At 68.0% G+C, this 25,223-nt stretch carries 25 protein-coding genes and 1 pseudogene; 5 read left to right on the forward strand and 21 right to left on the reverse strand.

The genetic code is table 11. The features are described from left to right. Window positions 1–36 precede the first annotated feature (36 nt). The 17 genes from WJ35_RS10475 to flhD all read right to left on the reverse strand — a co-directional run bounded on the left by WJ35_RS10475 (window position 37) and on the right by flhD (window position 15,855). Window positions 37–528, reverse strand: a complete 492-nt coding sequence (locus tag WJ35_RS10475; protein WP_346268555.1) for a DUF805 domain-containing protein — start codon at window positions 526–528, stop codon at window positions 37–39. 238 nt (window positions 529–766) lie between these two features. Beyond that, on the reverse strand, window positions 767–1,264 hold the full coding sequence (locus WJ35_RS10480; RefSeq protein ID WP_034192936.1) for a VOC family protein: 498 nt from the start codon (window positions 1,262–1,264) through the stop codon (window positions 767–769). A 163-nt stretch (window positions 1,265–1,427) separates the two neighbouring features. Beyond that, window positions 1,428–2,681, reverse strand: coding sequence for a DUF3443 domain-containing protein (locus WJ35_RS10485; RefSeq protein WP_069239119.1), 1,254 nt, complete (start codon window positions 2,679–2,681; stop codon window positions 1,428–1,430). A 14-nt stretch (window positions 2,682–2,695) separates the two neighbouring features. After that, complete coding sequence (locus WJ35_RS10490) at window positions 2,696–3,202, reverse strand: DUF2844 domain-containing protein (RefSeq protein WP_069239120.1); 507 nt, start codon at window positions 3,200–3,202, stop codon at window positions 2,696–2,698. Window positions 3,203–3,514: 312 nt separating this feature from the next. Beyond that, the gene (cheZ, locus tag WJ35_RS10495) at window positions 3,515–4,249 is read right to left on the reverse strand and encodes a protein phosphatase CheZ (RefSeq protein ID WP_060234757.1); all 735 of its coding nucleotides are present in this window, start codon (window positions 4,247–4,249) and stop codon (window positions 3,515–3,517) included. A 1-nt stretch (window position 4,250) separates the two neighbouring features. Next, the gene (gene cheY / locus WJ35_RS10500; protein WP_029226639.1) at window positions 4,251–4,646 is read right to left on the reverse strand and encodes a chemotaxis response regulator CheY; all 396 of its coding nucleotides are present in this window, start codon (window positions 4,644–4,646) and stop codon (window positions 4,251–4,253) included. A 67-nt stretch (window positions 4,647–4,713) separates the two neighbouring features. Then, window positions 4,714–5,745: a protein-glutamate methylesterase/protein-glutamine glutaminase gene (locus WJ35_RS10505; protein WP_269466220.1), complete on the reverse strand. Its 1,032-nt coding sequence runs from the start codon at window positions 5,743–5,745 to the stop codon at window positions 4,714–4,716. A 71-nt stretch (window positions 5,746–5,816) separates the two neighbouring features. Next, a complete protein-coding gene (gene cheD / locus WJ35_RS10510; RefSeq protein ID WP_060234756.1) occupies window positions 5,817–6,608 on the reverse strand; it encodes a chemoreceptor glutamine deamidase CheD in 792 nt (263 codons plus the stop codon). Then, entirely contained in the window at window positions 6,605–7,570 is a 966-nt protein-coding gene (locus WJ35_RS10515; RefSeq protein WP_060234755.1) for a CheR family methyltransferase, read from the reverse strand. The genes cheD and WJ35_RS10515 overlap by 4 nt, the downstream gene beginning before the upstream one ends. A gap of 3 nt (window positions 7,571–7,573) precedes the next feature. Next, window positions 7,574–9,478, reverse strand: a complete 1,905-nt coding sequence (locus WJ35_RS10520) for a methyl-accepting chemotaxis protein (protein WP_060234754.1) — start codon at window positions 9,476–9,478, stop codon at window positions 7,574–7,576. A 36-nt stretch (window positions 9,479–9,514) separates the two neighbouring features. Next, window positions 9,515–10,030, reverse strand: coding sequence for a chemotaxis protein CheW (gene cheW / locus WJ35_RS10525; protein WP_010093021.1), 516 nt, complete (start codon window positions 10,028–10,030; stop codon window positions 9,515–9,517). Continuing rightward, window positions 10,027–12,384: a chemotaxis protein CheA gene (gene cheA / locus WJ35_RS10530; RefSeq protein ID WP_230459659.1), complete on the reverse strand. Its 2,358-nt coding sequence runs from the start codon at window positions 12,382–12,384 to the stop codon at window positions 10,027–10,029. Before cheA ends, cheW begins: the two co-directional genes overlap by 4 nt. A 33-nt stretch (window positions 12,385–12,417) precedes the next feature. Further along, complete coding sequence (locus WJ35_RS10535; RefSeq protein WP_010093024.1) at window positions 12,418–12,795, reverse strand: response regulator; 378 nt, start codon at window positions 12,793–12,795, stop codon at window positions 12,418–12,420. Window positions 12,796–12,818: 23 nt separating this feature from the next. Beyond that, window positions 12,819–13,835, reverse strand: coding sequence for a flagellar motor protein MotB (gene motB / locus WJ35_RS10540; protein WP_069239122.1), 1,017 nt, complete (start codon window positions 13,833–13,835; stop codon window positions 12,819–12,821). A gap of 13 nt (window positions 13,836–13,848) precedes the next feature. After that, window positions 13,849–14,709, reverse strand: a complete 861-nt coding sequence (gene motA, locus WJ35_RS10545) for a flagellar motor stator protein MotA (RefSeq protein ID WP_010093026.1) — start codon at window positions 14,707–14,709, stop codon at window positions 13,849–13,851. Window positions 14,710–14,885: 176 nt separating this feature from the next. Next, window positions 14,886–15,440 carry a flagellar transcriptional regulator FlhC gene (gene flhC, locus WJ35_RS10550; protein WP_042586778.1) on the reverse strand — a complete coding sequence of 185 codons (555 nt, stop codon included), beginning with the start codon at window positions 15,438–15,440 and terminating at the stop codon, window positions 14,886–14,888. Window positions 15,441–15,534: 94 nt separating this feature from the next. Continuing rightward, complete coding sequence (gene flhD, locus WJ35_RS10555) at window positions 15,535–15,855, reverse strand: flagellar transcriptional regulator FlhD (protein ID WP_010093028.1); 321 nt, start codon at window positions 15,853–15,855, stop codon at window positions 15,535–15,537. Window positions 15,856–16,499: 644 nt separating this feature from the next. Here flhD and WJ35_RS10560 point away from each other — a divergent pair. Continuing rightward, window positions 16,500–17,564 carry a glycosyltransferase family 4 protein gene (locus tag WJ35_RS10560; RefSeq protein WP_069239123.1) on the forward strand — a complete coding sequence of 355 codons (1,065 nt, stop codon included), beginning with the start codon at window positions 16,500–16,502 and terminating at the stop codon, window positions 17,562–17,564. A gap of 143 nt (window positions 17,565–17,707) precedes the next feature. On the opposite strand, the gene WJ35_RS10565 is transcribed toward WJ35_RS10560, so the two are convergent. After that, window positions 17,708–18,004 carry an H-NS histone family protein gene (locus WJ35_RS10565; RefSeq protein ID WP_069239124.1) on the reverse strand — a complete coding sequence of 99 codons (297 nt, stop codon included), beginning with the start codon at window positions 18,002–18,004 and terminating at the stop codon, window positions 17,708–17,710. A 297-nt stretch (window positions 18,005–18,301) separates the two neighbouring features. Here WJ35_RS10565 and aqpZ point away from each other — a divergent pair, with 297 nt between their 5' ends. Next, on the forward strand, window positions 18,302–19,039 hold the full coding sequence (gene aqpZ, locus WJ35_RS10570) for an aquaporin Z (RefSeq protein WP_069239125.1): 738 nt from the start codon (window positions 18,302–18,304) through the stop codon (window positions 19,037–19,039). Window positions 19,040–19,144: 105 nt separating this feature from the next. On the opposite strand, the gene WJ35_RS10575 is transcribed toward aqpZ, so the two are convergent. Together WJ35_RS10575 and WJ35_RS10580 are read right to left on the reverse strand one after the other, a co-directional pair. Then, window positions 19,145–19,978, reverse strand: coding sequence for a Cof-type HAD-IIB family hydrolase (locus WJ35_RS10575; protein ID WP_069239126.1), 834 nt, complete (start codon window positions 19,976–19,978; stop codon window positions 19,145–19,147). A 145-nt stretch (window positions 19,979–20,123) separates the two neighbouring features. Further along, window positions 20,124–21,011 (reverse strand): BadF/BadG/BcrA/BcrD ATPase family protein, encoded by an 888-nt coding sequence (locus tag WJ35_RS10580; protein ID WP_069239127.1) that lies wholly within the window; start codon window positions 21,009–21,011, stop codon window positions 20,124–20,126. 142 nt (window positions 21,012–21,153) lie between these two features. Here WJ35_RS10580 and WJ35_RS10585 point away from each other — a divergent pair, with 142 nt between their 5' ends. Further along, a complete protein-coding gene (locus tag WJ35_RS10585; protein ID WP_069239128.1) occupies window positions 21,154–21,756 on the forward strand; it encodes a DNA-3-methyladenine glycosylase I in 603 nt (200 codons plus the stop codon). A gap of 249 nt (window positions 21,757–22,005) precedes the next feature. Here the strand turns inward: WJ35_RS10585 and rpsU are convergent, their stop codons facing one another. Then, the gene (rpsU, locus tag WJ35_RS10590) at window positions 22,006–22,218 is read right to left on the reverse strand and encodes a 30S ribosomal protein S21 (RefSeq protein WP_006401410.1); all 213 of its coding nucleotides are present in this window, start codon (window positions 22,216–22,218) and stop codon (window positions 22,006–22,008) included. A 554-nt stretch (window positions 22,219–22,772) separates the two neighbouring features. Here rpsU and WJ35_RS10595 point away from each other — a divergent pair. Both WJ35_RS10595 and fliD read left to right on the forward strand, forming a co-directional pair. Beyond that, complete coding sequence (locus tag WJ35_RS10595) at window positions 22,773–23,591, forward strand: flagellin domain-containing protein (protein WP_060234746.1); 819 nt, start codon at window positions 22,773–22,775, stop codon at window positions 23,589–23,591. 191 nt (window positions 23,592–23,782) lie between these two features. Further along, a pseudogene (gene fliD / locus WJ35_RS10600) lies at window positions 23,783–25,203 on the forward strand (flagellar filament capping protein FliD). Window positions 25,204–25,223: the final 20 nt, after the last annotated feature.

The raw sequence follows: 25,223 nt of genomic DNA on the forward strand, positions 1-25,223 counted from the left end.
GCCCGGAACCGGCCGCCAGGCCGCCCCCGGCCCCGCTCAGACAGCCGGGATCGGATCCGGACCGTAGCGGTTCGGGCCCTCGGTGCCGCGCGCGCACATCCACACGAGCAGCACGATCGCGCCGACGAGCGGGATGAGCGTGATCAGCACAAACCAGCCGGAGCGGTCCGTATCGTGCAGGCGGCGCACGGTGACCGCGAGGCTGGGCAATACCAGCGCAAGCGACGCGAGCGCGACGACGACCATCAGCAGCATCGCGATCGCGCTCGGGTCCTCGGCGGCCGCGGCGACCACCTGACAGACGATCGACACGATGCCCGTGAGCAACGCGAAATACCAGTATTCCGCGCGGCGCGCCCGGCCGTCGAATTTTGCGTATTGATTGAGTGCGGAACGCACGGCTTCACCGAAATTCATTTTATTGCCCTCTCGTTTTATATCGTCGACCGCGGAAACAACGAAGGCATTATAAATATCAAGTTCCGGGTATTGCATCTCTTTTCGCGCATCGCTCAATGCTTGCCGCACCGGCCGCGCCGGCGCTCCGGGAGAACCGCCAGCCGCGTGCCCCGCCGCGCTTATAATCGCCGCGCCGCGCGACGAATAACCAAAAGATAATCCACAATTCGATTACGGCGGCATGAAACGCTGCACAGCCGATAATCGGCTCGCCGATGCCGCGACGGATTTACCGCCCATTCGCAACAGGCATGCCACCAGCATCGCGCACGGGCCTGAAACGGCGCAGCAAATCGCCGTGCCGCCGCTAACCGGCCGCCGCCTGCTCCAGCACGCTCAGATCGAGCTTCTTCATCCGCAGCACCTGCGCCATCACGCGCTCGGCGCGCGCCGGGTCGCCGGCCATCAGCTCGGGCATCTGCACGGGCACCACCTGCCACGACACGCCGAAGCGGTCGCGCAGCCAGCCGCACTGCTGCGCGCGCTCGTCGCCGCCCTCGGCGAGCGCGGCCCAGTAGCGGTCGATCTCGCGCTGGTCGCGGCAGTTGACGACGAACGACACGGCCGGCGTCAGCGGAAAGGCGGGGCCGCCGTTCAGCGCGAGGAACGCCTGGCCGTCCAGCTCGAACGAGACGGTCATCACCGCGCCCTCGGCCTGCCCGGCCGCCTGCGCACCCGCTTTGCCGTAGCGCGCGACGTCGACAATGCGCGCGTTGTCGAACACCGACACGTAAAAGCGGGCGGCCGCCTCGGCGTCGCGGTCGAACCACAGGAACGGCGTGATGCGCTGGATACGCTCGGTCATGGCAGTGCCTCCTCGATGTCGTCCCGGCACCGGCGCCGGTCTTATATCGTAGGCGCTGTGCGGCGGTGGCGCGGCGCCGCGCTCCGTAGCACGCCCGGTGCCCGCGCAATGAGAAAGGGGGCGATCGCTCGCCCCCTTTCCGGTCATCGCCAGCCGCGCGCGTTCAGAACGCGACGTAAGGCTGCGCGCCGCCGCTGGCCGTCTTGTCCATCCCGAAGTAGATCGTCTTGCCGTAGAAATGCGGCAGGCCGAGGTCGAGCCAGCCGCTCGGACCGAACGGGCCGGCGATGTCGTTGTAGACGAACGTCGACGGCGCCGCGAACAGCGCATCCGCATTCCCCACCGGCATCGACACGCCACCGCTCGCGCCGTTCTTGCCGGTCAGCGTCGCCGAATAGGTGACCGTCGACGACGGGCAGTAGAACTGCGTGTTGGTCGAGCACGTCGTCTGCGCCGCATCGTTGAAGAAGTACGCGTTCGAGCCGGTGTCGAAGAACGCGGTCACGCTGCTGCCGAGGAAGGTCGCATCGACGTCGCCGGCGCTCGTCGACGTCAGCTGCGTCGATGCGCCGAGCGCGTTGTTGCTCTGCGTGCCGATGCCGAACGTCAGCAGCCCCGTCGCGCTGCCCTGCCCGCTGTTCGACACGGTCGGCATCTGCACGATCACGCCATTGTTGTCGCTCGCGAAGTGATGGACCGGGTTCGCGACCTGTTGCGACGTCGGCACGAGCGCGACCGTGCAGCTCGCATTGCCGCTCGGGCACGCGTAGTAATTGTTGCTGAGCGACGACGTCGACGTCGTGCAGGTCGCGCCGCAATCGAACGGCGCCGGCCCGACGCCGAGGATGCCGTTCGCGCCGAGATCGCCGGTCGTGTTCGCCGAGGTCCGCGCGCCGTTGTTTGAGCACGAGGCCGGCACGTTGGCCGTGCCGAGGTCGCCGATGATCTGCACCGGCAGCGCAGGCGCCTGCTCGGTGCCGATCGACAGATCGACGGTGCGCACCGAGCCCCACGTGTAGGTCGACACGAACTTGCCGCACTCGGCGAGCGGCGCGCCGCCGCTGGTGATTTGCGGCAGGCCGTTCAACACGCCCGAGGTCAGCGCGCTGCTGACGAGCCGCAGCCCGTACGACGCGGTATCGACCAGCACGTTGCTGACGACCTGGCAGTTCGACGTGCCCGGCGCGCACACCGTCACGCTGACGGTCGGGATGTTGATCACCCGCGCGGCGCCCGGGCCGACCGTGATCACGGCCGTGTTCGCGGTATTGCCGTCGGACACGTTGGAGCCGCCGCCACTGCTGCCGCCGCTGCCGCCACTGTCGCCGCCGCCGCCGCATGCGGTGACGAGCATCGCCGTCGCGGCGGCCAGGCCCAGCACGCCGAGCCAGCGCTTGAAGGTACGAGAAATTCGCAAGATCGCTCTCCCGGTCACTGGATGTCGTTGCCGGTCACGCCGGCAGGCAGCGCCTGCGGCAGCCAGGCTTGCCCCGAGAACGAGCCCATGTGGCCGCCCGTCCGGATCACGATGGCGCTCGAGTCGACCGACACGGGCGCGCGCCAGCCGCGCGCCGCGTGCGCCGCCTCGACGCCGGCCTTGTACTGCGGAAGATAGCTGCCGAGCAGCGACTCGAGGTCCGGCATGCTCGGCCCGCGCCACGCGAGCCCGAACACGCTGCCGGCCGCGCTGGTGTATTCGTGGATGACGGTGCCCGACCCGAGCGTGATCTCGCGCACGGTGTATGCGGCCGCGCTCGGCTGCACGACGCCGTCGGCTGCGCGCATCGCGCGCTGCAGCGCGCGCACGGTGGCGGCATGGTCGTCCGCCGGCGGCGACATCGGCGCGCCGCCCAGTTCGGCATGTGCGTGGATCGACCACAGCACACCCGTTGCAGCCGCCGCATGCGCGACGGCCCAGCCCAAGCGTTTCAGTTTCACATTCCCCCCCAAGGGACTGGCTTCGTCGCCGCGATACCGAACCGTCCGGCACCGCCGGCTACGAATTGGAGTCTTCACAATGACGCTTCATTGCTGCTGACGCGTAGTATGCCTGCGGAGTATGTCGGAATGTCAAATGGGTGCCGCATGATGCGTCGCAGCATGTCGCGCGAGGCAGGGCAAGGCGAAGCGATGCCGCGCGGCGATCCGGGCGATGTGAATACCGCGGAATAGCGCGGAATACCGCGCATGCGCGCCGCACCGGGCCGCTCCATGCAACGGAGGGGCCGCGGGCGCGATGGGTGTGCCCGGTCAGAAGCCGAGGCTGGCGAGCAGGTCGTCGACCTGCGCCTGGTCCTGGACGACGTCGGTCTTGCCTTCCGGATTGATCTGCGGGCCGTTCAGCAGCGACGCGGGGCTGCCGGTGCTGCTCATCGGCTGCTCGGCCGCGAGCGCGGCCGCGGTCGCCGCGAACTGCTCGCGCCGCTCCGGCGCGATGTTCTCGACCAGCACGGTCAGCAGCTGCTGCTCGATCAGGTAGACCATGTCCATGATCTTCTTGATCACCTGCCCGGTCAGGTCCTGAAAGTCCTGCGCGAGCATGATCTCGAGCAGCTGCGCGCTGGTCGCGGACGTGGACTCCGGCAGCGCGCGCAGGAACGCGCGCGTATCGTCCATCAGCTCGCGGACCTCCGCGCGCTCGATCGGCGCCGCATACCACTGCGCCCAGCGCGCGTCGAGCGCCTCGGCGTCGTTCTGCATGCGCTCCTGCATCGGCTTCGCGACCTCGATCGCGGTCAGCACGCGCTCGGCCGCCTGCTCGGTCATCGTCGCGACGTAGCGCAGCCGGTCGCGCGCGTCCGGCACGGCTTCCGCCGCGCGCTCGACGTGCTTGTCGAGCCCGAGCTCGCGCATCGAGTCGCGCAGCGCTCGCGTGACGGAGCCGATGCGCGCGAGGATGCGGTCGGCCGCCAGATCGGCGCCTTCAGAGTGGCTGTCGGCGGCAAAGCCCGCGCCCGCCATCGCCGCGTGGATCGGCTCGTTCACGTCAGCTCCCGGTCTTGGCCATCTTCTCGATGATCTTGCTCAGCTTCTCGTCGAGCACCGCCGCCGTGAACGGCTTCACGACATAGCCGCTCGCGCCGGCCTGCGCCGCCGCGATGATGTTCTCCTTCTTCGACTCGGCCGTGACCATCAGCACCGGCAGGTGCGTGAGCGTCGCGTCCGCGCGGATTTCCTTCAGCATCGCGAGGCCGTCGAGGTTCGGCATGTTCCAGTCGGAGATCACGAAGTCGAAGCCGCCGCCGCGCAGCCGCGCGAGGCCGGCCGCGCCGTCCTCGGCCTCGTCGACGTTCGTGTAGCCCAGTTCCTTGAGCAGGTTGCGGACGATCCGGCGCATCGTCGGGAAGTCGTCCACCACCAGGATTTTCATGCTCTTGTCCATCATTGTTCCTTTCCAGATTCGTTACCGTCAGGGCATGCAGCATCGTACATGCCCGGAGACATTTCGTTCAGACGCGCTGCACGCGATCGCCCATCGTAGCGAGACGCGACATCACGCGGCGGCTCATGTCGGCGAGCGGCACGACCTCTTCCGCGCCGCCCATCGCGATCGCCTCGCGCGGCATCCCGAACACGATGCAGCTCGCCTCGTCCTGCGCGAACGTGTAAGCGCCCGCGCGCTTCATCTCCAGCAGGCCTGCCGCGCCGTCGCGGCCCATCCCGGTCAGGATCACGCCGATCGCGTTCTTGCCGGCGTGCGTCGCCGCCGAGCGGAACAGCACGTCGACCGACGGCCGGTGCCGGTTGACCGGCGGCTCGTCGGACAGCTGCGCGATGTAGTTCGCGCCGCTGCGGGCCAGCAGCAGGTGCGCGTGGCCCGGCGCGATGTAGGCGTGGCCGGGCAGCACCCGCTCGCCGTGCTCGGCTTCCTTCACCGCGATCCGGCACAGGCCGTTCAGGCGCTGCGCGAACGACTTCGTGAAGCCGGGCGGCATGTGCTGCGCGATCAGCACCGCCGGCGCATCCGGCGGCAGCGGCGTCAGCACTTCGCGGATCGCCTCGGTGCCGCCCGTCGACGCGCCGACGATGATCAGCTTTTCGGTACTGACGAGCGGATTGTTCAGCATCGGCGCAGCGGGATGGCCGCTTGCCGCGCGCGCGGCGGCGGCCTGCGGCTGCGGCGCCTGCCGCACGCGGGCGCGCGACGCCGCGCGGATCTTGTCGGCGAGCTTCTCCGCGTAGTCGAGCATCCCGTCGCGGATGCCGACGCGCGGCTTCGTGACGAAGTCGACCGCGCCCAGCTCGAGCGCGCGCAGCGTGATTTCCGAGCCGCGCTCGGTCAGCGACGACACCATCACGACCGGCATCGGCCGCAGGCGCATCAGCTTCTCGAGGAAGTCGAGCCCGTCCATGCGCGGCATTTCGACGTCGAGCGTCAGGACGTCCGGGTTGTGCTGCTTGATGAGATCGCGCGCGACGAGCGGATCCGGCGCGGTCGCGCACACTTCCATGTCGGGCTGCCCATTGATGATCTCGGTCATCAGGCTGCGAATCAGCGCCGAATCGTCGACGCACAATACCTTGATCTTTTGCACTGCGTTCTTGCCTCCTGCTATTTCGATATCGTCTGGGCGTACCGGCCGCCGGCGAATGGGCTCCCGGCGGCCGAGCCGCCCGCACCCGCACCGCCGCGCGCGCCGAACAGCTCGATGCGCGCACGCGCCGGCTGGGCCGCGCCCGGCTGCTTCGCGAGCGGGTTCGCGCCGGGCTGGCCCGGCGCGGGGCGCGTCGCCGGCGTGCCGAACAGCTCGACGTGCGGGCGCGGCCGCGCGGCGCGGCCGGCTTCGGCCGCGCGTGCGAGCGCGGCTTCGCGCTCCGTGACGCCATGCACCTGCAAACGCAGCTTCTTCACCGCCGCGCGCCCCGAATGCGGCATGAACGCGACCTTGCGAGGATGCACGCCCTGCAGGTCTTCCGCCGTGATCCGGATGCGCTCGAGCGCGAGATAGCGGCGCACGAAGTCCGCATTGCGGTCGCCGATGTTGATCGTCGTCATGCCGGCCAGCACGGCCGCGCCGCCGAACACCTTCGCCTCGAAACGCTCGCGGCGGCCGCCCGCCTTGATCATCTCGTTGATCAGCACTTCCATCGCGTACGCGCCGTAGCGCATCGACTCGGACGCGGCCGCGCATGCGTCCGCGCCGTCGTCGGGCAGCATGAAGTGGTTCATTCCGCCGATGCCCGCGTACGGATCGTGCAGGCACGCGGCGACGCACGAGCCGAGCACGGTCATCAGCACCATGTCGTCGCCGGTCGTGTAGAACTCGTTCGGCAGCAGCTTCACGCCCGGCAGGCCGAAGTGGCTGTCGAAGTAGCGGTTGGTCGCGATCGGCAGCGCACTCATCGGCGTTCCCCGGCGGCCGGCGTCGCGGCCCCGCCCATGCGCGCGCGCGGCGCGCCGCCGCCGGACGCGGCCGGGCGCGACGCGTCGCGCGTCAGTTCATAGACCGTCTGGCCGCGCAGCCGGAACGCCTGCGTGACGTACGTGAAGTTCTCCGAGTGGCCGGCGAACAGCAGGCCGCCCGGCTTCACGAGCGGCTCGAAGCGGGACAGCACCTGCCCCTGCGTCGGCTTGTCGAAGTAGATCATCACGTTGCGGCAGAAGATCGCGTCGAACGGCTTGCCGATCCCGTAGTCGGCATCGGTCAGGTTGAGCTGCTCGAAGCGGATCATCGCGCGCAGCTCCGGGCGCACCTTCACGCGGCCGGCCTGCGCGCCCGTGCCTTTCAGGAAGAAGCGCTTCAGGCGCTCCGGCGACAGGTGCTTGACCTGGTCGTACGTGTAGATGCCGGCCTCGGCCTTCGCGAGCACCTGCGTGTCGAGGTCGGTCGCGAGGATCGACGCGCTGCGCGCAGCCGAGTCGCCGAGCGCCTCGATCAGCGTGATCGCGATCGAATACGGCTCCTCGCCGGTCGACGCGGCCGAGCACCACACCGACACCGGCGCGTCGCGGCCCTTCACGAAATCGGCGAGGATCGGAAAGTGATGCGCCTCGCGAAAGAATGCGGTGAGGTTCGTCGTCAGCGCGTTGGTGAAGGCTTCCCATTCGACGGGATCGTCCTCCCGCTCGAGCTGGTCGAGATAGTCGCGGAACGTGTCGAGACCGCGCGCGCGCAGCCGGCGCGCGAGCCGGCTGTACGCCATGTCGCGCTTGTGCTCGGACAGCGAAATCCCCGCACGCTGGTGGATCAGCGTGCGGATGCGCGCGAAGTCGGCGGCCGTGAACGCGAAGTCGCGCCCGGCCTCACCGGCCCGGGTCGAAGCGTCCTGAGATTCGGCACGAAGCGGAGCGCGCGCAGTCAGCATGGCTTAGAAGGTCTCCCAGTCGTCGTTGGACGTGCCGGCCGCGGCAGGCGCCGGCTTCTCGCCGGACAGCGCGGGCCGCACGAGCGCGGGCTTCGCCGCCGGCGCGGCGGGCTTGGCGGCGGCCGGCTTCGCGACGCGCGGCGCATAGCCGCCCGCGGCCGGCGCGCTGCCCGACGGCGCCTTCGGTTCGGCCGCGAGCGCGGCGCGCTTCACCGGCTGCGGTTCATGCGTGTGGGCGTGGGCCGAGTGTCCTGCATGCGGCAGCGCCGGCACGGCGGCCGGCTGCGGCGCCGGGCGCGCGGCGGGCAGCGCCGGCGGCGCCGAGCGCACGGGCGCGGCCGCATGCGCGATGCCGCCGAGGACGCGCCAGCCGGCCACGACCGCCTTCATCTGGCGCGTCTGCTCCTCGAGCGACGCGGCGGCGGCCGCGGCCTGCTCGACGAGCGCCGCGTTCTGCTGCGTGACGGCGTCCATCTGGCCGACCGCGCGGTTCACCTGCTCGATGCCGGTCGACTGCTCTTCGGACGCGGCGCTGATCTCGCCCATGATGTCGGTCACGCGGCGCACGGCCTGCACGATCTCGTCCATCGTCGAGCCGGCGCGCGCGACCAGCTCCGAGCCGCTTTGCACCTTGTCCGCCGAATCGCCGATCAGCTGCTTGATTTCCTTCGCGGCGGTCGCGCTGCGCTGCGCGAGCGAGCGCACCTCGCCGGCGACGACCGCGAAGCCGCGGCCCTGCTCGCCGGCGCGCGCCGCTTCCACCGCCGCGTTCAGCGCGAGGATGTTGGTCTGGAACGCGATGCCTTCGATCGTGCCGATGATGTCGACGACCTTGCCCGAGCTCGTCGCGATGTCCTGCATCGTCTCGACCACCTGGCCGACCACCTCGCCGCCCTGCGTCGCGATGTCCGACGCGTTGACCGCGAGCTGGCTCGCCTGGCGCGCGTTCTCGGCGTTCTGCCGCACGGTGCCGGTCAGCTGCTCCATGCTCGACGCGGTTTCCTGCAGCGACGCGGCCTGCTCCTCCGTGCGCTGCGACAGGTCGGTGTTGCCGGTGGCGATCTCGCGCGCGCCGACGTCGATCGACTCCGCGCCGCGATGCACGGACTGCACCATCGCGGTGACCGCGTCCTGCATCCGGCGGATGCCGCCGAACAGGCGCCCGATCTCGTTCGTGCTCCGGACCTGCACCGGCTCGGTGAGGTCGCCCGCGGCGATGCGCTCGAAGTGCGCGACCGCCTGCTCGAGCGGCTGGATGATCAGCCCGCGCAGCGCGAAGCGGATCGCGACCACCATCACGAGCGACAGCGCGATGCCGGCCGTGATCAGCGCGATCATCAGCGAGATCCGCGTTTGCGTCGCATCCTGGCGTGATTCCGCGCGCGCCTGCAGCGCGCCGATCACGGCCGCCGCCGCCTGGTCGTAGGCGACGAACATCGGGCTGATCTTCGTGTCGGCGATCGCGCGATACGCGGCCAGGTCGCCGGCGCGCGCGGCCGCGAATTCCGGCTCGACGCCTTCCTTGATGATCGTCGCGTAGCGCGCGGCCAGGTCGTCGACGAGCGCCTGATCGACGCCTTCCTTCGGCGTCGCCAGGAACGCCTGCCAGTTCTGGCCCGACTTCGCGAACAGCTCCTGCGCGCGCGCCAGCACCTTGCCGGCCTCTTCGGCATTGCCGCCTTCGGTCAGCGAGCGGAAGCGGTCGAGCGACACGCGCGAGCGCAGCAGGAACGTCGACGTGTCGTCGAGCGCATGGATCGCCGGCAGGTCGCCATGCGCGACACCGTCGAGCGAGCGGCTCGCGTGATGGAGCGCATAGAGGCCGAGCCCGCCGACCGCCGCGGCGAGGCATGCGAGGATGAGTCCGACCGCCGTGAGCGTTGTGCGGATCGACCAGTTTTGCAACATTGCAGGTTCTCCCGAAATTCCTTGCGCCCGGCGCGCTTACACGCCGAGCGTCTCGATCAGCGCCATCTCGCGGCTCGACATCAGCTTCTCGATGTCCATCAGGATCAGCATCCGGCCGTCGACCGTGCCGAGGCCCGTCAGGTACTCGGTCGTCAGCGTCGCGCCGAACTCCGGCGCCGGCATGATCGCGTCGGTCTGCAGCGTCAGCACGTCGGACACGCCGTCGACCACCATCCCGACCACGCGATTCGACACGTTCAGGATGATCACGACGGTCTGGTGGTCGTACTCGACGCGGCCCAGGTGGAACTTGATCCGCATGTCGACGATCGGCACGATGATCCCGCGCAGGTTGATCACGCCCTTGATGAAATCAGGCGCGTTCGCGATGCGCGTGACGCTGTCGTAGCCGCGGATCTCCTGCACCTTCAGGATGTCGATCCCGTACTCCTCGTCGCCGAGCGTGAAGACGAGGAATTCCTGACCCGTCGCATCGCCATGCTCCGCATCGCGGCGGCTCGTGGCCGCGTTCGCCGCGGCCGGATTGATCATTTGGACTTCAGCAGACACGTATGCCCCCAATCGGTTGTGGCGAGAGTCAGAACGCGAGCGCGGCGGCCGGATTGATTGGCGCCGTGCGTCGCACGGGTTTCGCGGTTCAGCGCCGCGACGTCGACGATCAGCGCGACGCTGCCGTCGCCGAGGATCGTTGCTGCCGAGATGCCGTGCACCTTGCGGTAATTGGTTTCGAGGTTCTTCACGACCACCTGCTGCTGGCCGACCAGCTCGTCGATCAGCATCGCGAAGCGGCGGCCCTCGGTTTCCATGATCGTGACGATTCCCTGGGTCGGGTCGGTGCGCGCCTCGTCCACCGAGAACACTTCATGCAGCGCGACGAGCGGCAGGTATTCGCCGCGCACGCGCACCACGCGCTCGCCGTTGCCGACCGTGTAGATGTCGTCCGCGGACGGCTGCAGCGACTCCATCACGAAATTGAGCGGCAGGATGAAGATCTCGCCGCCGACCTTCACCGACATCCCGTCGAGGATCGCGAGCGTGAGCGGCAGCACGATGCGCGTGGTCGTGCCCTTGCCGGCGTGCGACGAAATTTCGACGTGGCCGCCCATCGACTGGATGTTGCGCTTCACGACGTCCATGCCGACGCCGCGGCCCGACACGTCGGTCACCGTCTCGGCGGTCGAGAAGCCCGGCGCGAAGATCAGCTGCCAGACTTCGTCGTCGCTGATGGTGTCGGGAATCTGCATGCCCTGCTTCGCGGCCTTCGCGAGAATGCGCTCGCGGTTCAGGCCGCCGCCGTCGTCGCTGACCTCGATCACGATGTTGCCGCCGTGATGCGCGGCCGACAGCACGAGCTGGCCGACCGCGTCCTTGCCGGCCGCGCGCCGCTTGTCGACGGTCTCGATCCCGTGGTCGAGGCTGTTGCGCACGAGGTGGGTGAGCGGATCGATGATCCGCTCGATCAGGCTCTTGTCGAGCTCGGTCGCCTGGCCGAACGTGACGAGCTCGACCTGCTTGCCGAGCTTGCCGGCGAGATCGCGCACGAGCCGCGGGAAGCGGCTGAACACGTAGTCCATCGGCATCATCCGGATCGACATCACCGCTTCCTGCAGGTCGCGCGCGTTGCGCTCGAGCTGCGCCATCCCGTTGAAGAGACGGTCGTGCAGCGCGGGGTCGAACGCGCTCGCCGTTTCCGCGAGCATCGCCTGCGTGATCACGAGCTCGCCGACCAGGTTGATCAGCTGGTCGACCTTCTCGACGCCGACGCGGATCGAGCTGCCTTCGGCGCCGCCTGCCGCGCCGGCCGCGCCGCGCGGACGCTTGTCGTCGTGGTGATGGTGGGCGGCATGCGCGTTGGCCGGTTCGGCGTGCGGCGCTTGCTGCGGCTGGGCTGCGGCGGGCTGTGCCGGCGCCTGCGGCGCGGCCGCGGCGGCCGGCGCCGCCGGTGCGGCGGGCGCTGCGGGCGCGAACACCTCGACGCGTGCGGCCGGTGCGGCTGCGGCCGCGGCCGGTTCGGCGGCAGCCGGCGTCGCGGCGGCCGGCGCCGGTGCGGGCGCTGCGGCCTCTGCTGCCGGTGCGCCCGGCGCCGCCGCTGCGGCCGGCGCGGTGCCGCGCGAGATGCGGATCTGGCTGTCGTCGATCACGAAGCAGCAGACCGCGACGATGTCGTCGGTCGACACGTCCGACTCCAGCCACAGCGTCAGGTCGCCGCCCGCCTCCTCGCGGCCGACGATGCGGCCGAGATTGCCGAGTTCCTCGGCGAGCAGCTCGCGGTCCTTCGCGTCGACGCCGGTCAGCGTGATCTTCAGGTGCGGGCCTTCGGCGCCGGCATCGGCCCCGCCTGCCGCCGGATGGGCGGCCGCGACGGCCTGTTCGATCACGTGGTCCGGCGCGCTATCGCCGGCGGCGGCGGGCTCCGGCGCAGCCGCAGCCGGCGCAGCGGGCGCGGGTGCGGCGGCCGCAGCCGGCGCGGGCGCCGGTGCTGCCGCGGCCGTGCCGCTCGCGGCCTTCAGCCGTTCGAGCTTCGCGCAGATCGCCGCGGCGGCTGCCGCATCGGGCTCCGCGCTCGCGCGATAGTCGGCGAGCTGGTCGGACAGCACGTCCTTCGCCTCGAGGAAGACGTCGACCATCTCCTTCGTCAGCTTCAGCTCGTGGTTGCGCACGCGGTCAAGCAGCGATTCGAGGATGTGCGTCGTCTCGGTGAGCGCGGTGAAGCCGAAGGTCGCCGCGCCGCCCTTGATCGAATGCGCGGCGCGGAAGATCGCCGCGCCGTCCTCGGGATCGAGCGCGTCGACGTCCAGATTCAGCAGCAGCTGCTCCATCTGCGCGAGCAGCTCGTCCGCCTCGTCGAAGAATGTCTGGTAGAACTGAGTGATGTCGAGAGTCATGCCGGGTCACCGGATAAGGTCGTCGCGGTCAAATCAGGAATCGGCCGGCGCGGACAGCGTCGCGACCAGGTCAATCAGCACGGCCGGGTCGATCGGCTTCTCGATCCAGCCAGTCGCGCCCGCATCGCGCGCCGCGGCCTTGAACGCATCGCTGCCCTCGGTCGTCAGCACGAGGATCGGCGTGTCCGCGTAGGCGGTCAGCTTGCGCAGCGCCGCGATCACTTCGAGGCCGCTCTTGCGCGGCATGTTCTGATCGGTCAGCACCAGGTCGTACGCGACGGTGGCCGCCATGTCGAAGCCGGCTTCGCCGTCCGGCGCAACCGTCACGTCGTAGCCGGCCTGCGCGAGCGTCCCCTGCAGGAGCGCACGCATGGTCGCGGAGTCGTCGATGGCAAGAATGGTTCGGATCATGTCTGTCTCGGAAGCTGGAAACGTCAGGGTTTCGGCGCGACGGCCACGGCGCTCGCGAGCACCGGCCGGGCGGCCGAGGCGGCGCCCAGCTGCTGCGCGAGCTGCTTCGAGCCCGCGGCGTCTGCCGACAGCGTCGTGGTCGTCGCGTCGTCGCGCATCAGCGCCTCTTCGGATTTGCGATTCAGCACGATCACGCTGATCCGGCGGTTCTCCGGATCGAGCGGATCGGCCTTGTTCAGGTTCTGCGTCGACGCAAGGCCGAGCACGCGCAGCACCTTCGATTCGTCCATGCCGCCCGAGATCAGCTCGCGGCGCGATGCGTTCGCGCGGTCGGCCGACAGCTCCCAGTTGCTGTAGCCGCCTTCGCCGCCCGCGTATGGCACCGCGTCGGTGTGGCCCTGGACGATGATGCGGTTCGGCACGTCGTTCAGCGTCTTGCCGATCTCACGCAGGATGTCGCGCATGTACGGCTCGACGTGGTCGCTCGACATCGCGAACATCGGCCGCTTCTGCGTGTCGACGATCTCGATGCGCAGCCCCATCAGCGTCGAGTCGATGCGGATCTGCTGCTTGAACTGGCGCAGTGTCGGGTTGGCCTCGATCGCGGCCATCAGCTTGATCTGCAGGTCGTGCAGGCGCGCCTGCTCGCGGCGCTCGAGCGAGCCCTGCGCCTGGGCCTGCGCTTCGTCGTCGTTCTTCTTCGCGACGCGGTCCGCGAGGCTGGTCGAGCCGTCGGTGCGGCGCGTCGAGCCCGCGTCGACGCTCGAGATGTCGCGCCCGCCGCCGTTGATGATGCTCGAATCCTGCGAGCTGCGGTCGCCGCTGCCGAACAGCGCGGCCTGCAGCGGCGTGTTGAAGTACTCGGCGATCCCCTTGAGCTGCACCGGCGTCACCGAGCTCAGCAGCCACATCAACAGGAAGAACGCCATCATCGCGGTCATGAAGTCCGCATACGCGAGCTTCCAGGCGCCGCCGTGGTGGCCCTTCTTCGCCGGGGCCACCCGCTTGACGACGATTGCGCGATCCTTGCTCTTGCTCATCGGGCGCTCCGCGTCACTTCGCCTTCACGCGGCGCACGTGCTCTTCGAGCTCGGCGAACGACGGCCGCTCGGTCGAGAACAGCACCTTGCGGCCGAATTCGACCGCGATCGCCGGCGCGTAGCCGTTCAGGCTCGCGAGAATCGTGACCTTGATGCACTGGAACATCTTCGTCGACTCGGCGACGCGCTGCTCCGCGAGGCTCGCGAGCGGGCCGATCAGCCCGTACGACAGCAGGATGCCGAGGAACGTGCCGACCAGCGCCTGCGCGATCATCGCGCCGAGCACCGCGGGCGGCTTGTCGGCGGACGCCATCGTGTGCACGACGCCCATCACGGCCGCGACGATGCCGAACGCCGGCATCGCGTCGCCGACGCGCATCAGCGCGTGCGCCGGGCCTTCGCCTTCGGTGTGATGCGTCTCGATCTCCTCGTCCATCAGGCTCTCGATCTCGAACGCGTTCATGTTGCCGCCGACCATCAGCCGCAGGTAGTCGGTCAGAAATTCGACGATGTGGCGGTCGGCCAGGATCTTCGGATACTGGGTGAAGATCGGGCTCTTGTCCGGATCGTCGATGTCGGCCTCGAGCGTCAGCGTGCCTTCCTTGCGCGCTTTCGCGAGCAGCACGTACAGGAGCCCCATCAGCTCCATGTAGACGTCCTTGTTGTACTTCGAGCCCTTGAAGAGCGTCGGCAGCACCTGCAAGGTCGCCTTGATCGTCTTCATGCCGTTGCCGAGGATGAACGCGCCCACGCCCGCGCCGACGATCATCAGAATTTCGATCGGCTGGATCAATGCGCCCAGATGCCCGCCTGCCAGCGCGTAACCGCCGAAGACGGACAAAATCGTCACGAGTGTTCCTACGATAATCAGCACTGCCTGTCCCTCACGAATGGCCGGCGGGGAGACCGCCGTTAAGTGGTTTACGGCAGTCGGCAGGAAAACTTTGGGCGCCCCGCGGCGGCGGCCGGGCCGTGTTTACCAGCATCCCGCGGCGGCTCGCGCCTGCCCGCGGCACGCGGCTGCGGCCCGCGTCCCCCGCCCCGAGGGGCTCACACCGCGAGCGCCGCCTGCCCTGCCTGCGCGGCCGCCGCCTTGCGGGTCTTGCCGGCGCGCGACGGCGGCTGGCAGAGCCCGCACACGAAACCTTGATGCGGATCATGCGCGTGCGCGACGAAATGGCCGCCGCAGCGCGTGCACGGCGTCATCTGCAGCATTCCCGAATCGAAGAAGCGCACCAGCGTCCACGCGCGCGTGAGGCTCAGCGCCGCCTCGTCGCCGGACAGGTTCACGTGCTCCAGATACAGCCGGTACGCCTTCACGATCGCCTGGATCGGCTCGCAGCGGCCGTGGTCCTGCATGAACCGGTAGATGTTGTAGAACAGCGACGAGTGGATGTTCGGCTGCCACGTCATGAACCAGTCGGTCGAGAACGGCAGCATCCCCTTCGGCGGCGACACGCCCTTCAGCTCCTTGTACAGCTTGATCAGACGGTCCCGCGACAGGCTCGTCTCCGCCTCCAGCAGCTGCAGCCGGGCACCCAGTTCGATCAGTTCGATGGCGAGGGTGATTTCCTTCACCTCGACCACGACGCTTTTGCTTGCCATAAGTGTTAGCCGTCCGCCTCTCGTTGCTTCGGATCAGACGCCCAAGCGCCGGCCGCCGGCGCGGCGCGCCGGGACGAACGCAGGGCAGGGAGCGTCAGCGGACGCTTTCGACCGGCTGGCCGGCCATCAGGATCGCCGAATGGGCATGCGACACCACGGTGCTGCGCCCCTTGTCGGCCAGCGACGACAGCAGTGCGTGATCGTCGAAGCGAAAGCGGCACAGCATCTGGTTCGACGCCGCGAGCTTCACGGTCTGGGCAAGCGTGAGGTTCCCGAGGACATCGGCCAGTTCCTCGGAAATTCCCATGCGGAACATGCCCATCGCTTTGTCCTCGCGCAGCAGGCGTTGCGCGAGCAGGAGGTACGACAGGTTTACCTCTTTGATCTCACTGAGCATTTCGCTTGTAGCGCTCATGATTTCCCCGTTAAGAGCCTTTGGCCATTCGTGTTATGAAAACGTTTGCTCGACGTGGCGGCTCGTGGCGCGCAATCGGCATGTTTATGGTCTTACAACGGGATTTTGGCTAAACGGGTTTTATGCCGGTATCAGCAAAGTGGCGTGCGCTGCGCAGGATTTGTCTGTAAACCGTGTAGGAATTTTTCCGACAGAAAAAATGCCCGGTGGGGACGGGTGAAACCCGGATCTGTCGGAGGAGAGGCGCTGCAGAGCGCGTAGACGGGGGAAGCTGGAACGGCGGGGCGCGAGTGAGTCAATCGGTAAAAATTATAGTGGTTTTTCACGATATCGCAACAATTATGGCCACTGTCTCGATTTCGATTCGCGTGCCCTTTTTCTCGGGGTTTTCTCGTATTTCAGCGTGTAACAAGCCTTAAGTGTTTGAAAAAACACTCGAACCCCTGAAGGCGATATCCATAATGGACTCCAATGGGCGGCGGCGTGAGCCGCGCCGGTCCGCCCCGCAGCTTGCCGCCCGGCGTCCCGCATCTCCCCTCGCGGGCCGGTCACGTACCGCTCAACGCGTGCGTCGGCGAGTTCCGCAACCTTGTATCGGACCAGCATCCGCACCGGAACCCGCTGGTCGACACTGGAGATCGCCCATGCGCATTGCCCAGATCGCACCGCTCTACGAAGCCGTCCCGCCGAAACTCTACGGCGGCACCGAGCGCGTCGTGTCCTACCTCACCGAAGCCCTCGTCGAGCTCGGCCACGACGTCACGCTGTTCGCGAGCGGCGACTCGGTCACGTCCGCCCGCCTCGAAGCGGCCTGGCCGCGCGCGCTGCGGCTCGATCCGTCGATCCGCGATGCGATGGCGCCCCACATGCGCCTGCTCGAGCAGGTCGCCCGGGTCGCGCACGAATTCGACGTGCTGCACTTCCATCTCGACTACCTGCCGTTTCCGCTGATGTCGCGCCTCGACACGCCGTACGTGACGACGCTGCACGGGCGGCTCGACCTGCCGGAGCTGCAGCCGGTGTTCGACGCGTTCCCCGACGCGCCCGTCGTGTCGATCTCGAACAACCAGCGCAAGCCGCTGCCGCAGGCCGCGTGGGCCGGCACCGTGTATCACGGGCTGCCCGGCACGCTGCTCACGCCGCAACCTGGCGTGAAGCCCGAGTACCTCGCGTTCCTCGGCCGGATCTGCCCGGAAAAGCGCGTCGACACCGCGATCCGGATCGCCGCGCAAAGCGGACTGCCGCTCAAGATCGCCGCGAAGGTCGACAAGGCCGACGCCGACTACTTCAAGGAAGTGATCGAACCGCTGCTCGGCGAGGCGCACGTCGAATTCATCGGCGAGATCAACGAGGCGCAGAAGCCCGCGTTTCTCTCCGGCGCGAAGGCGCTGCTGTTCCCGATCGACTGGCCGGAGCCGTTCGGCCTCGTGATGATCGAGGCGATGGCGTGCGGCACGCCGGTCGTCGCGTTCAACCGCGGCTCGGTGCCGGAAGTGATCGAGGACGGCGTGACCGGCTTCATCGTCGAGGACGTGCAGGGGGCGGTCGGCGCGCTGCACCGGATCGACGGCCTGTCGCGCGACGCGATCCGCGCGCGCTTCGACACGCGCTTCAGCGCCACGGCGATGGCGCGCCGCTATGTCGAAACCTACGAATCGCTTTGCGCGGCGGCGAAACGCCCGGCGTTGCGCAGGGTCGCCGGAGCCTGACGCGTAAATTCGTCACGAAATACGCCGGAAAAATTGCGTGGAAATCCGCGCGTAAAAGCTGCCGGCATCGAACAAAGAGCCGCATCGTCGATGCGGCTCTTTCTTTTTGCGCGGCGCGCCGATTGGTGCCGGCGATTGATGGATCATTCGATCAGAAAACGGTCGCGGTTTTTGCCGACGATCCAATTCGGCGGCTTGCCTCGGCCACTCCAGGTGGCGCCCGACTTCGGGTCGCGATATTTCGCCGGCAGCGGCGCCTTTTTCGGCGGACGGCCGCGCCGCGCGCGCTCGGCAAATCCCAGATCCTGGGCGGTCAGCCCGTATTCGGCGATCACCCGCTGAACATCGGCAATTACCGCCTCGACTTCCTGGCGGCGCACTTCATCCGCCTGGGCCTGCAAATCAGCGATCTGCGCCTTGAGTTTCGCGTATTGAGACATATCGACTCCCTTTTTTTGCATGATGCGGCTCCGCCGACTCCGGCCGGAACGCCGACACCCGTTACGTCATCGCACTGCCGCCCTGCTCTTGCCAATTAATTCTGCCATCTTTAACCGATTCGTCTATATCGAGAATGCGGACTTATTCTAATAAAAGCCGCTCGTCCAGCATTCCTATTTAACAATCGTTGACCCTCTTGGCCCCGATTCGTTTCCTATAATCCAGACCAATTCGGGCGACGAAGTAAATCAGCCGGCCGCCCATTGGTGTTCACCCTACTTGGACGAGGTCCCTTCATGAACCTTTCTCAACGGCTCGCCGCCGAGGCATTCGGCACCTTCTGGCTGGTGCTCGGCGGGTGCGGCAGCGCCGTGCTGGCAGCGGCCTTTCCGGGGCTCGGCATCGGTTTCGCCGGCGTCGCGCTGGCCTTCGGCCTCACCGTCCTCACGATGGCGTTCGCGATCGGACATGTTTCGGGGTGCCATCTGAATCCTGCGGTGAGCGTGGGCCTGACGGTTGCCGGCCGCTTCCCCGCGCGCGATCTCGTGCCGTACATCGTCGCGCAGGTGATCGGCGCGACGCTCGGCGCATTCGTGCTGTACCTGATCGCGACCGGCAAGCCCGGCTTCGACGTCGTCGGCAGCGGCTTCGCGACGAACGGCTTCGGCGAACGCTCGCCCGGCCACTACGCGCTCGGCGCGGCGTTCATCTGCGAAGTCGTGATGACCGCCTTCTTCCTGTTCGTGATTCTCGGCGCGACCGACAAGCGCGCGCCGGCCGGCTTCGCGCCGATCGCGATCGGCCTGTGCCTGACGCTGATCCACCTGATTTCGATTCCGGTCACCAACACGTCGGTGAACCCGGCCCGCTCGACCGGCCCGGCGCTGTTCGTCGGCGGCGAGGCGATCGGGCAGCTCTGGCTGTTCTGGGTCGCGCCGCTGATCGGCGCGGCGCTCGCCGGGGTCATCTATCCGCTGGTCGCGGGGCGCGACGCCCCCGGCCGGCTGCCGGCATCCGCTCGCACAAGCGCATAACAACACTACGGGGTCACGCGAGCAGAGCAGCGAGCCTCACGCTGTCGAACAAAACGAGGCAGGCAGATTCAACGGGCGCCGTCGGCGCCCGTTTTTCCTTTTCGTTCAGGACGCCGCGACGCCGTCGACGGCATCCGTCAGCGCGAACAGCGCGCGCAGATGGCGTGCGACGCCTGCGTCGAAGTTGTTGCCGATCCGCGGGATGTGCGGCAGGCGCGCGACGAGGTCCGGGTTCGCGTTGTTCATCATGAACGCGTGGCCCGCGGTTTCGAGCAGGTCGATGTCGTTCATGTTGTCGCCGAACGCGATGCAGTGGCCCGGCTCGACGCCGATCCGCCCGAGCACCGCGCGCAGCGCGCGGCCCTTCGACACGTTCGCCGCCATCACTTCGAGACAGTCGGGCAGCGAGTACGTCACGTACAGCGCGTCGCCAAATTGCGCCTGCAACCGTTCGGAGACGACCGCCAGGTCCGCCGGCTCGCCGATGTACAGCACCTTCGCGATGTCCGTGCCCGCATGCGCCGCCATGTCGATCACGTCGTAGCGGAAACCCGAATCCTGGTGGAAATCGAGCAGGTGCGGCGCATCGCGGTCGATCAGCCAGCCGTGATCGGCGAACAGGTTGACGATCACGCGGCCATGCGCGCCGACGATATCGGGCTGCACGAGACGGCGCACGATCGCCGGATCGATGTCCTGCGCATGGATCGTCGTATCGTCGGGCGCATGCACGCGCGCGCCGTTCGACGTGATCAGGTACGGCCGGATGCCGAGCAGGTCGCGGATGCCCGCGACGTCCGCATAGTGCCGCCCCGTCGCGATGATGAACTGCAGGCCGTCGCGGTCGAGATGACGCACGGTCTCGATCGTGTACGGGTCGAGCTGGTGATCGCTGTTCAGCAGGGTGCCGTCGAGATCGGTGGCGATGACTTTGTACATGGGACGGGATAAGGCGCGGTTGGCTCTGCGGAATCGCTATTCTAGCGTCGCGCGCCGGGCTGCGTCGGGCAGTTGTCAGGTTGGCGCGCGGCCTGCCGGGCGTCGGCCCCGGCAAGCCGGCTCCGCTCGGCCGCCCTGCGCCGCGTCAAATACGAGCCTCAGACGCGAACCTCAGCGCGAGCCTCAGCGCGCCGTGCGCGGAATCCTCGAGCGGCGCGCGCAGCCGCCCCGCGTGGCGCGCCGGCACCGCGGGCGCGAGCGCGTCGGCGAGCCCGCCGCACAGCGCGACCGGCAATGCGCGCCGCGGATCGAGCGCGTCGATCATCTTGCCGATCTCGTCGCCCGCCTGCGCGATCAGCGCCGCCGCATGCGGATGCGCGCGATGCGCGAAGACGATCGGCGCCAGGCGCGCATAGGCCGTCTGGTTCGCGTCGCACGACCACTCGACGAGCGTATCGCGATCCGCTGCGCCGATCTCGGCAATCTCGGCAAGCAGCGCGTCGGCCAGCGCATCGCGCGGCACGCGGCCGTCGAGCGCCTGCTGCGCATGCGCGAGCGCGCGCAGGCCGAGCCACGCGCCGCTCGCCTCATCGCCCGACGGGAAGCCGAAGCCGCCCGCGAACCGGCAGGCGCCGGCCGGATCGAGCGCCGCCGCGATGCTGCCGGTGCCGAGCGCGACGATCAGCCCCGGCGCGCCGCCGTGCGCGCCGACGACCGTCGTATACGCGTCGCTTTCGACCACCAGCGCATCGAGCGGCGCCTGTGCGCGGAACGCCGTGAGCCAGCTCGCGTTGTTGACGCCCGCCAGCCCGCAGCCGAGCACGCAGCGCGACCAGTCGAGCGCGAAACCCGCTTGCGTGAACGCGTCCGCGCACGCGACGCCGATCGACGCCCATGCGCGCTCGATGCCGAGGCCGAGCCCCGACGGGCCGCCGCGCCCCTGCGCGAGCTCGCGGCCCTGCCGATCCGCCAGCACCGCGCGGGTGCCGGTGCCGCCGCCGTCGATGCCGATCGCGAAAAGAATATCCGTCATCACTTCATCCTGCCGATTCGAACAGGCGCCAAGCTTAACCGGATCGGCGCCGCGCGCCCATCTGCCGTTCGGCCGGCTTTGCCGGGTACCGGGCTTCCGCTATGCTGGCGCGAACGAATCGATACGGGAAGCGAGGCACACGATGTCGCAGCGGTGCAACTGGGTGAAAACGGAAGCGGACGCTCACTATCACGATACCGAATGGGGCGTGCCGTCGCACGACGACCGCCATCTGTTCGAGATGCTGATCCTCGAAGGCGCGCAGGCGGGGCTGTCATGGTCGACGATCCTGAACAAGCGCGCCGGCTACCGCGCGGCGTTCGCCGATTTCGACGTCGACGCCGTCGCACGCTTCACGCCGCAGCGCATCGAGAAGCTGCTGCAGGATCCGGGCATCGTGCGCAACCGCGCGAAGGTGCAGGCCGCGGTCGCGAACGCGCAGGCCGTGCAGCGGATTCGCGACGAGCACGGCTCGCTCGCCAAATTCCTGTGGTCGTTCGTCGATCACGCGCCGATCCAGAACGCATGGCAGTCGTATCGCGACGCCCCCGCGTCGACCGAGCGCTCCGACGCGCTCAGCAAGGCGCTGAAGGCTTACGGCTGCAAGTTCGTCGGCTCGACGATCTGCTACGCGCTGATGCAGGCGACCGGCATGGTCAACGATCACGAGGTCGGCTGCCCTTGCCATGCGCAATGTGCGGCGCTTGCGGGCAAGCAGCCGGCACGGCGCCGCAACGCAGGCTGACGGCGAGGCGGCGGGCAGCGGAGCTGGACGGGCCGACGACAGGCCCGCCACGAAGCGGGCTGGCCCGGCGGCACGACCGCGGCGGCGGCAGCGGCAGCGGCGCCGGCTGGGGGGATAGCCGCAGACCGCGCCTGTCGGCAGCGCTCCCGACACCTATACCGCCCGGAACAGCCAGCCAAAAAAGCGAAACGGCGGAGCGGCTTCTTTCGAAGCACGCTCCGCCGTTTCGCGGCGAACCGTCAGACGCTCTTAGTGGAGCTTCTTCGGCAGCATCTGGCTGCGCAGGCGCTTGTGCAGGCGCTTGACGGCAGCTGCCTTCTTGCGCTTGCGGACTGCGGTCGGCTTTTCGTAGGACTGGCGCTCGCGCAGTTCAGCGATCAGGCCATTTTTTTCGATAGCGCGGCGAAAGCGGCGAATCGCCACTTCGAACGGCTCGTTTTCTTTCAGAAGAATCGTCGTCATGTCGTTCCTAAATTGCTTAAACGGTCAAAAACGTAGCGGCCAAGCGCCACGCACCGGCCATCCGGGCGTTCCCACAACAGGCGAAACGAGCGGAAATACGGCCTCGGAGGCCGGAAAAGAGAGGCGGAAAGCACCGCGAGTACGCTTCACAAGCCGCGTGCAGCGCCGCGTTTGACTGCCAGCAAACGTGCCGAGACGGCACAGGCGTGACAGAAAATCTCAATTCAGCCTGCCATCATATCAGGGAATCACAGAGAAAACCACCCTTTTCGCGATCCCCGCCGCCGCCCCTCGACGGCCGCGGCCGGACGGACGGCTTGCGGGTCGGCCGCCGGAACCGTCCGGCGCGCCCGCCGGCCTTGTGTTGGCCGAGGGTCGGCCGAGGTCCGCGGGATCGTCCGATCTTTCGGTCCCGAATTTCCTTGGACAATCCTCTAAAGTTTTCGCCGGGTGCCGCCGTCAACCAGGAAAGGCGGCCAGCGCAACTCGCGATAAGCGCAACGCCGAGATTGAAAACCTGCCTCACACAGGCGTTTTCCAAAACGAGGAAGCAAATGCTGAACATCAATACCAACATCCTGTCGCTGTCGACGCAGACGAACCTGTCGGGCACGCAAAACGCGCTGTCGCAGGCAATCAACCGCCTGTCGTCGGGCAAGCGCATCAACACCGCAGCTGACGACGCGGCAGGCCTCGCGATCTCGACGTCGCAAACGGCAGCGATCAACGCGCTGACGCAAGGCGTGGCAAACGCGAACAACGGCATCTCGATGATCCAGACCGCCAACGGCGCGCTGCAATCGACGATCGACAACCTGCAGCGTATCCGCGTGCTGGCACAACAATCCGGCGACGGCTCGCTGGATTCGAGCGCCCGCGCAAACCTGCAGGCTGAAGTGACGACGCGTCTCGGCGAAATCGACCGTGTCGCATCGCAAACGACGTTCAACAGCCAGACCATCCTGGGCGGCGCAGGCAGCGTCTCGTTCCAGATCGGCGCAGCAGCGAACCAGATCGTCAGCGTCGACTTCGGCACGACGACCTGGAACAGCACGGGCATGAGCGTGAACACCCTGTCCGTCTCCAGCCAAGCGAGCGCACAGTCGGCCATCACGTCGATCGACGCGGCACTGAAGCAGGTCAACACGTTCCAGGCACAGCTGGGTGCGGCACAGAACACGTTCCAGGCTGCGATCTCGACGACGCAGACCCAGGCAACCAACATGAGCGCTGCTCGCTCGCAGATCACCGACGCGGACTTCGCGACGGAAACGGCGAACCTGAGCAAGGCGCAAGTGCTGCAGCAAGCAGGCATCTCGGTTCTGGCGCAAGCGAACTCGATGCCGCAGCAAGTCCTGAAGCTCCTCGGCTAATAGCCGGGCACGCGCGGCGGGCCACGCGCCCGCCCGCCTTCGGGTCCGGCGGCGCCGCCATGCACATGCACGGTGTCGCCGCCGGAACACCCCCGACCCGAATTCTCCAGGGAGGCGCGCCTCCCTCTTTGCATTGAACCGCGGCGATCCGCCGCATCGCGCGAGATTGCGCGGACGACCGGAGCAACGGCATGGCCACCACATCCCCCGTGAGTTCGACGGATATCAGCAACGTCCTGGCGCAGGCCGGACAATCGCTCATCGGCGGCGCGACCAATTCGACGCTCGACGTCAATACGCTCGTGACGACGCTCGTGAACGCGAAGACGGCCGGGCAATTGCAGACCCTTCAGAACCGGCAGGCGGCCGACAACACCCAGCTGTCCGCGATCGGCCAGCTGAAGTCCCACAGCTGGCCGCGTTGCAGAGCGCGCTCACCGGCCTCTCGAACGGCACCGCGCTGAGCAGCCTCGCCGCGACGGCGAGCGGCACCGGCCTCACGCCGGCGATCACGAGCAACAGCGGCGCGGTGGCCGGCTCGTATTCGGTCAACGTCACGCAGCTCGCGACCGCCAACAAGCTGTCGTCGGCCGGCCTCACGTCGGCGGATACGATCTCGGCCGGCTCGCTGAGCATCACGTACGGCAGCAACCCCGCATTCAACGTCAACGTGTCGGCCGGCGCAGCGCTGTCCGACATCGCCACGTCGATCAACTCCGCGTCGGGCAACCCCGGCGTCACCGCGTCGGTCATCACGGGTTCGGACGGCCAGCACCTCGTGCTGCAATCGAACGCGACCGGCGCAGCCAATACCGTCTCGGTCACGGGCACGGGCGTCAATTCGAAACTGACGTCGGGCTACACGACGGTCACGGCGGCCGCCGACGCCAAGCTGACGATCGACGGCACGCCGGTCTCGAGCGCGTCGAACTCCGTGTCGGGCGCGCTGACGGGCGTCACGCTGAACCTGTCGCAGGCCGCCGTCGGCACGACGCAGACGGTCACGCTGTCGCAGGACACGGCCGCGGCGACGACCGCGATCAACAATTTCGCCACCGCGTACACCAATTTCGTGAACACCGCGAAACAGCTGTCGGCCTACGACCCGACGGCGAAGTCCGCCGGGCCGCTGCTCGGCGACGCCATGCTGAACACGATCACGAACAGCCTTGCGACGGCGCTCAGCGGCGGTGTCACGACCGGCGGCACGACCTATTCGCTCGCGGCCATCGGCATCAACCTGAACGCCAACGGCACGCTGACGACCGACGCCGCCACCCTGGCCAATGCGCTCAAGACGAACAGCTCGGCGGTGTCGGCGGTCTTCAACAAGACCAACGGCATCGGCCAGAAGCTCAACTCGCTGATCAACTCATACACTCAGACGTCCGGCCTGATCGACCAGCGCACCACGGCGCTCAACTCGGATCTGAAGAGCGTGCAGAATCAGGCAACGCAGTTGCAGAGCTACTCGGACCAGCTGACCAAGCAATACAATGCGCAGTTCACCGCGCTGAACACGCTGATGGCGACCATGGCGAACAACACCCGCTATCTGACGCAGCTGTTCGGCGGCCAGAACAGCGCCGGCGCGATGGCCAACAACAAGTAAGCCCCGGCCGCGCCGCACCT

This window comes from Burkholderia ubonensis (assembly GCF_001718695.1).
In the GTDB taxonomy this organism is placed as follows: Bacteria; Pseudomonadota; Gammaproteobacteria; order Burkholderiales; family Burkholderiaceae; genus Burkholderia; species Burkholderia ubonensis_B.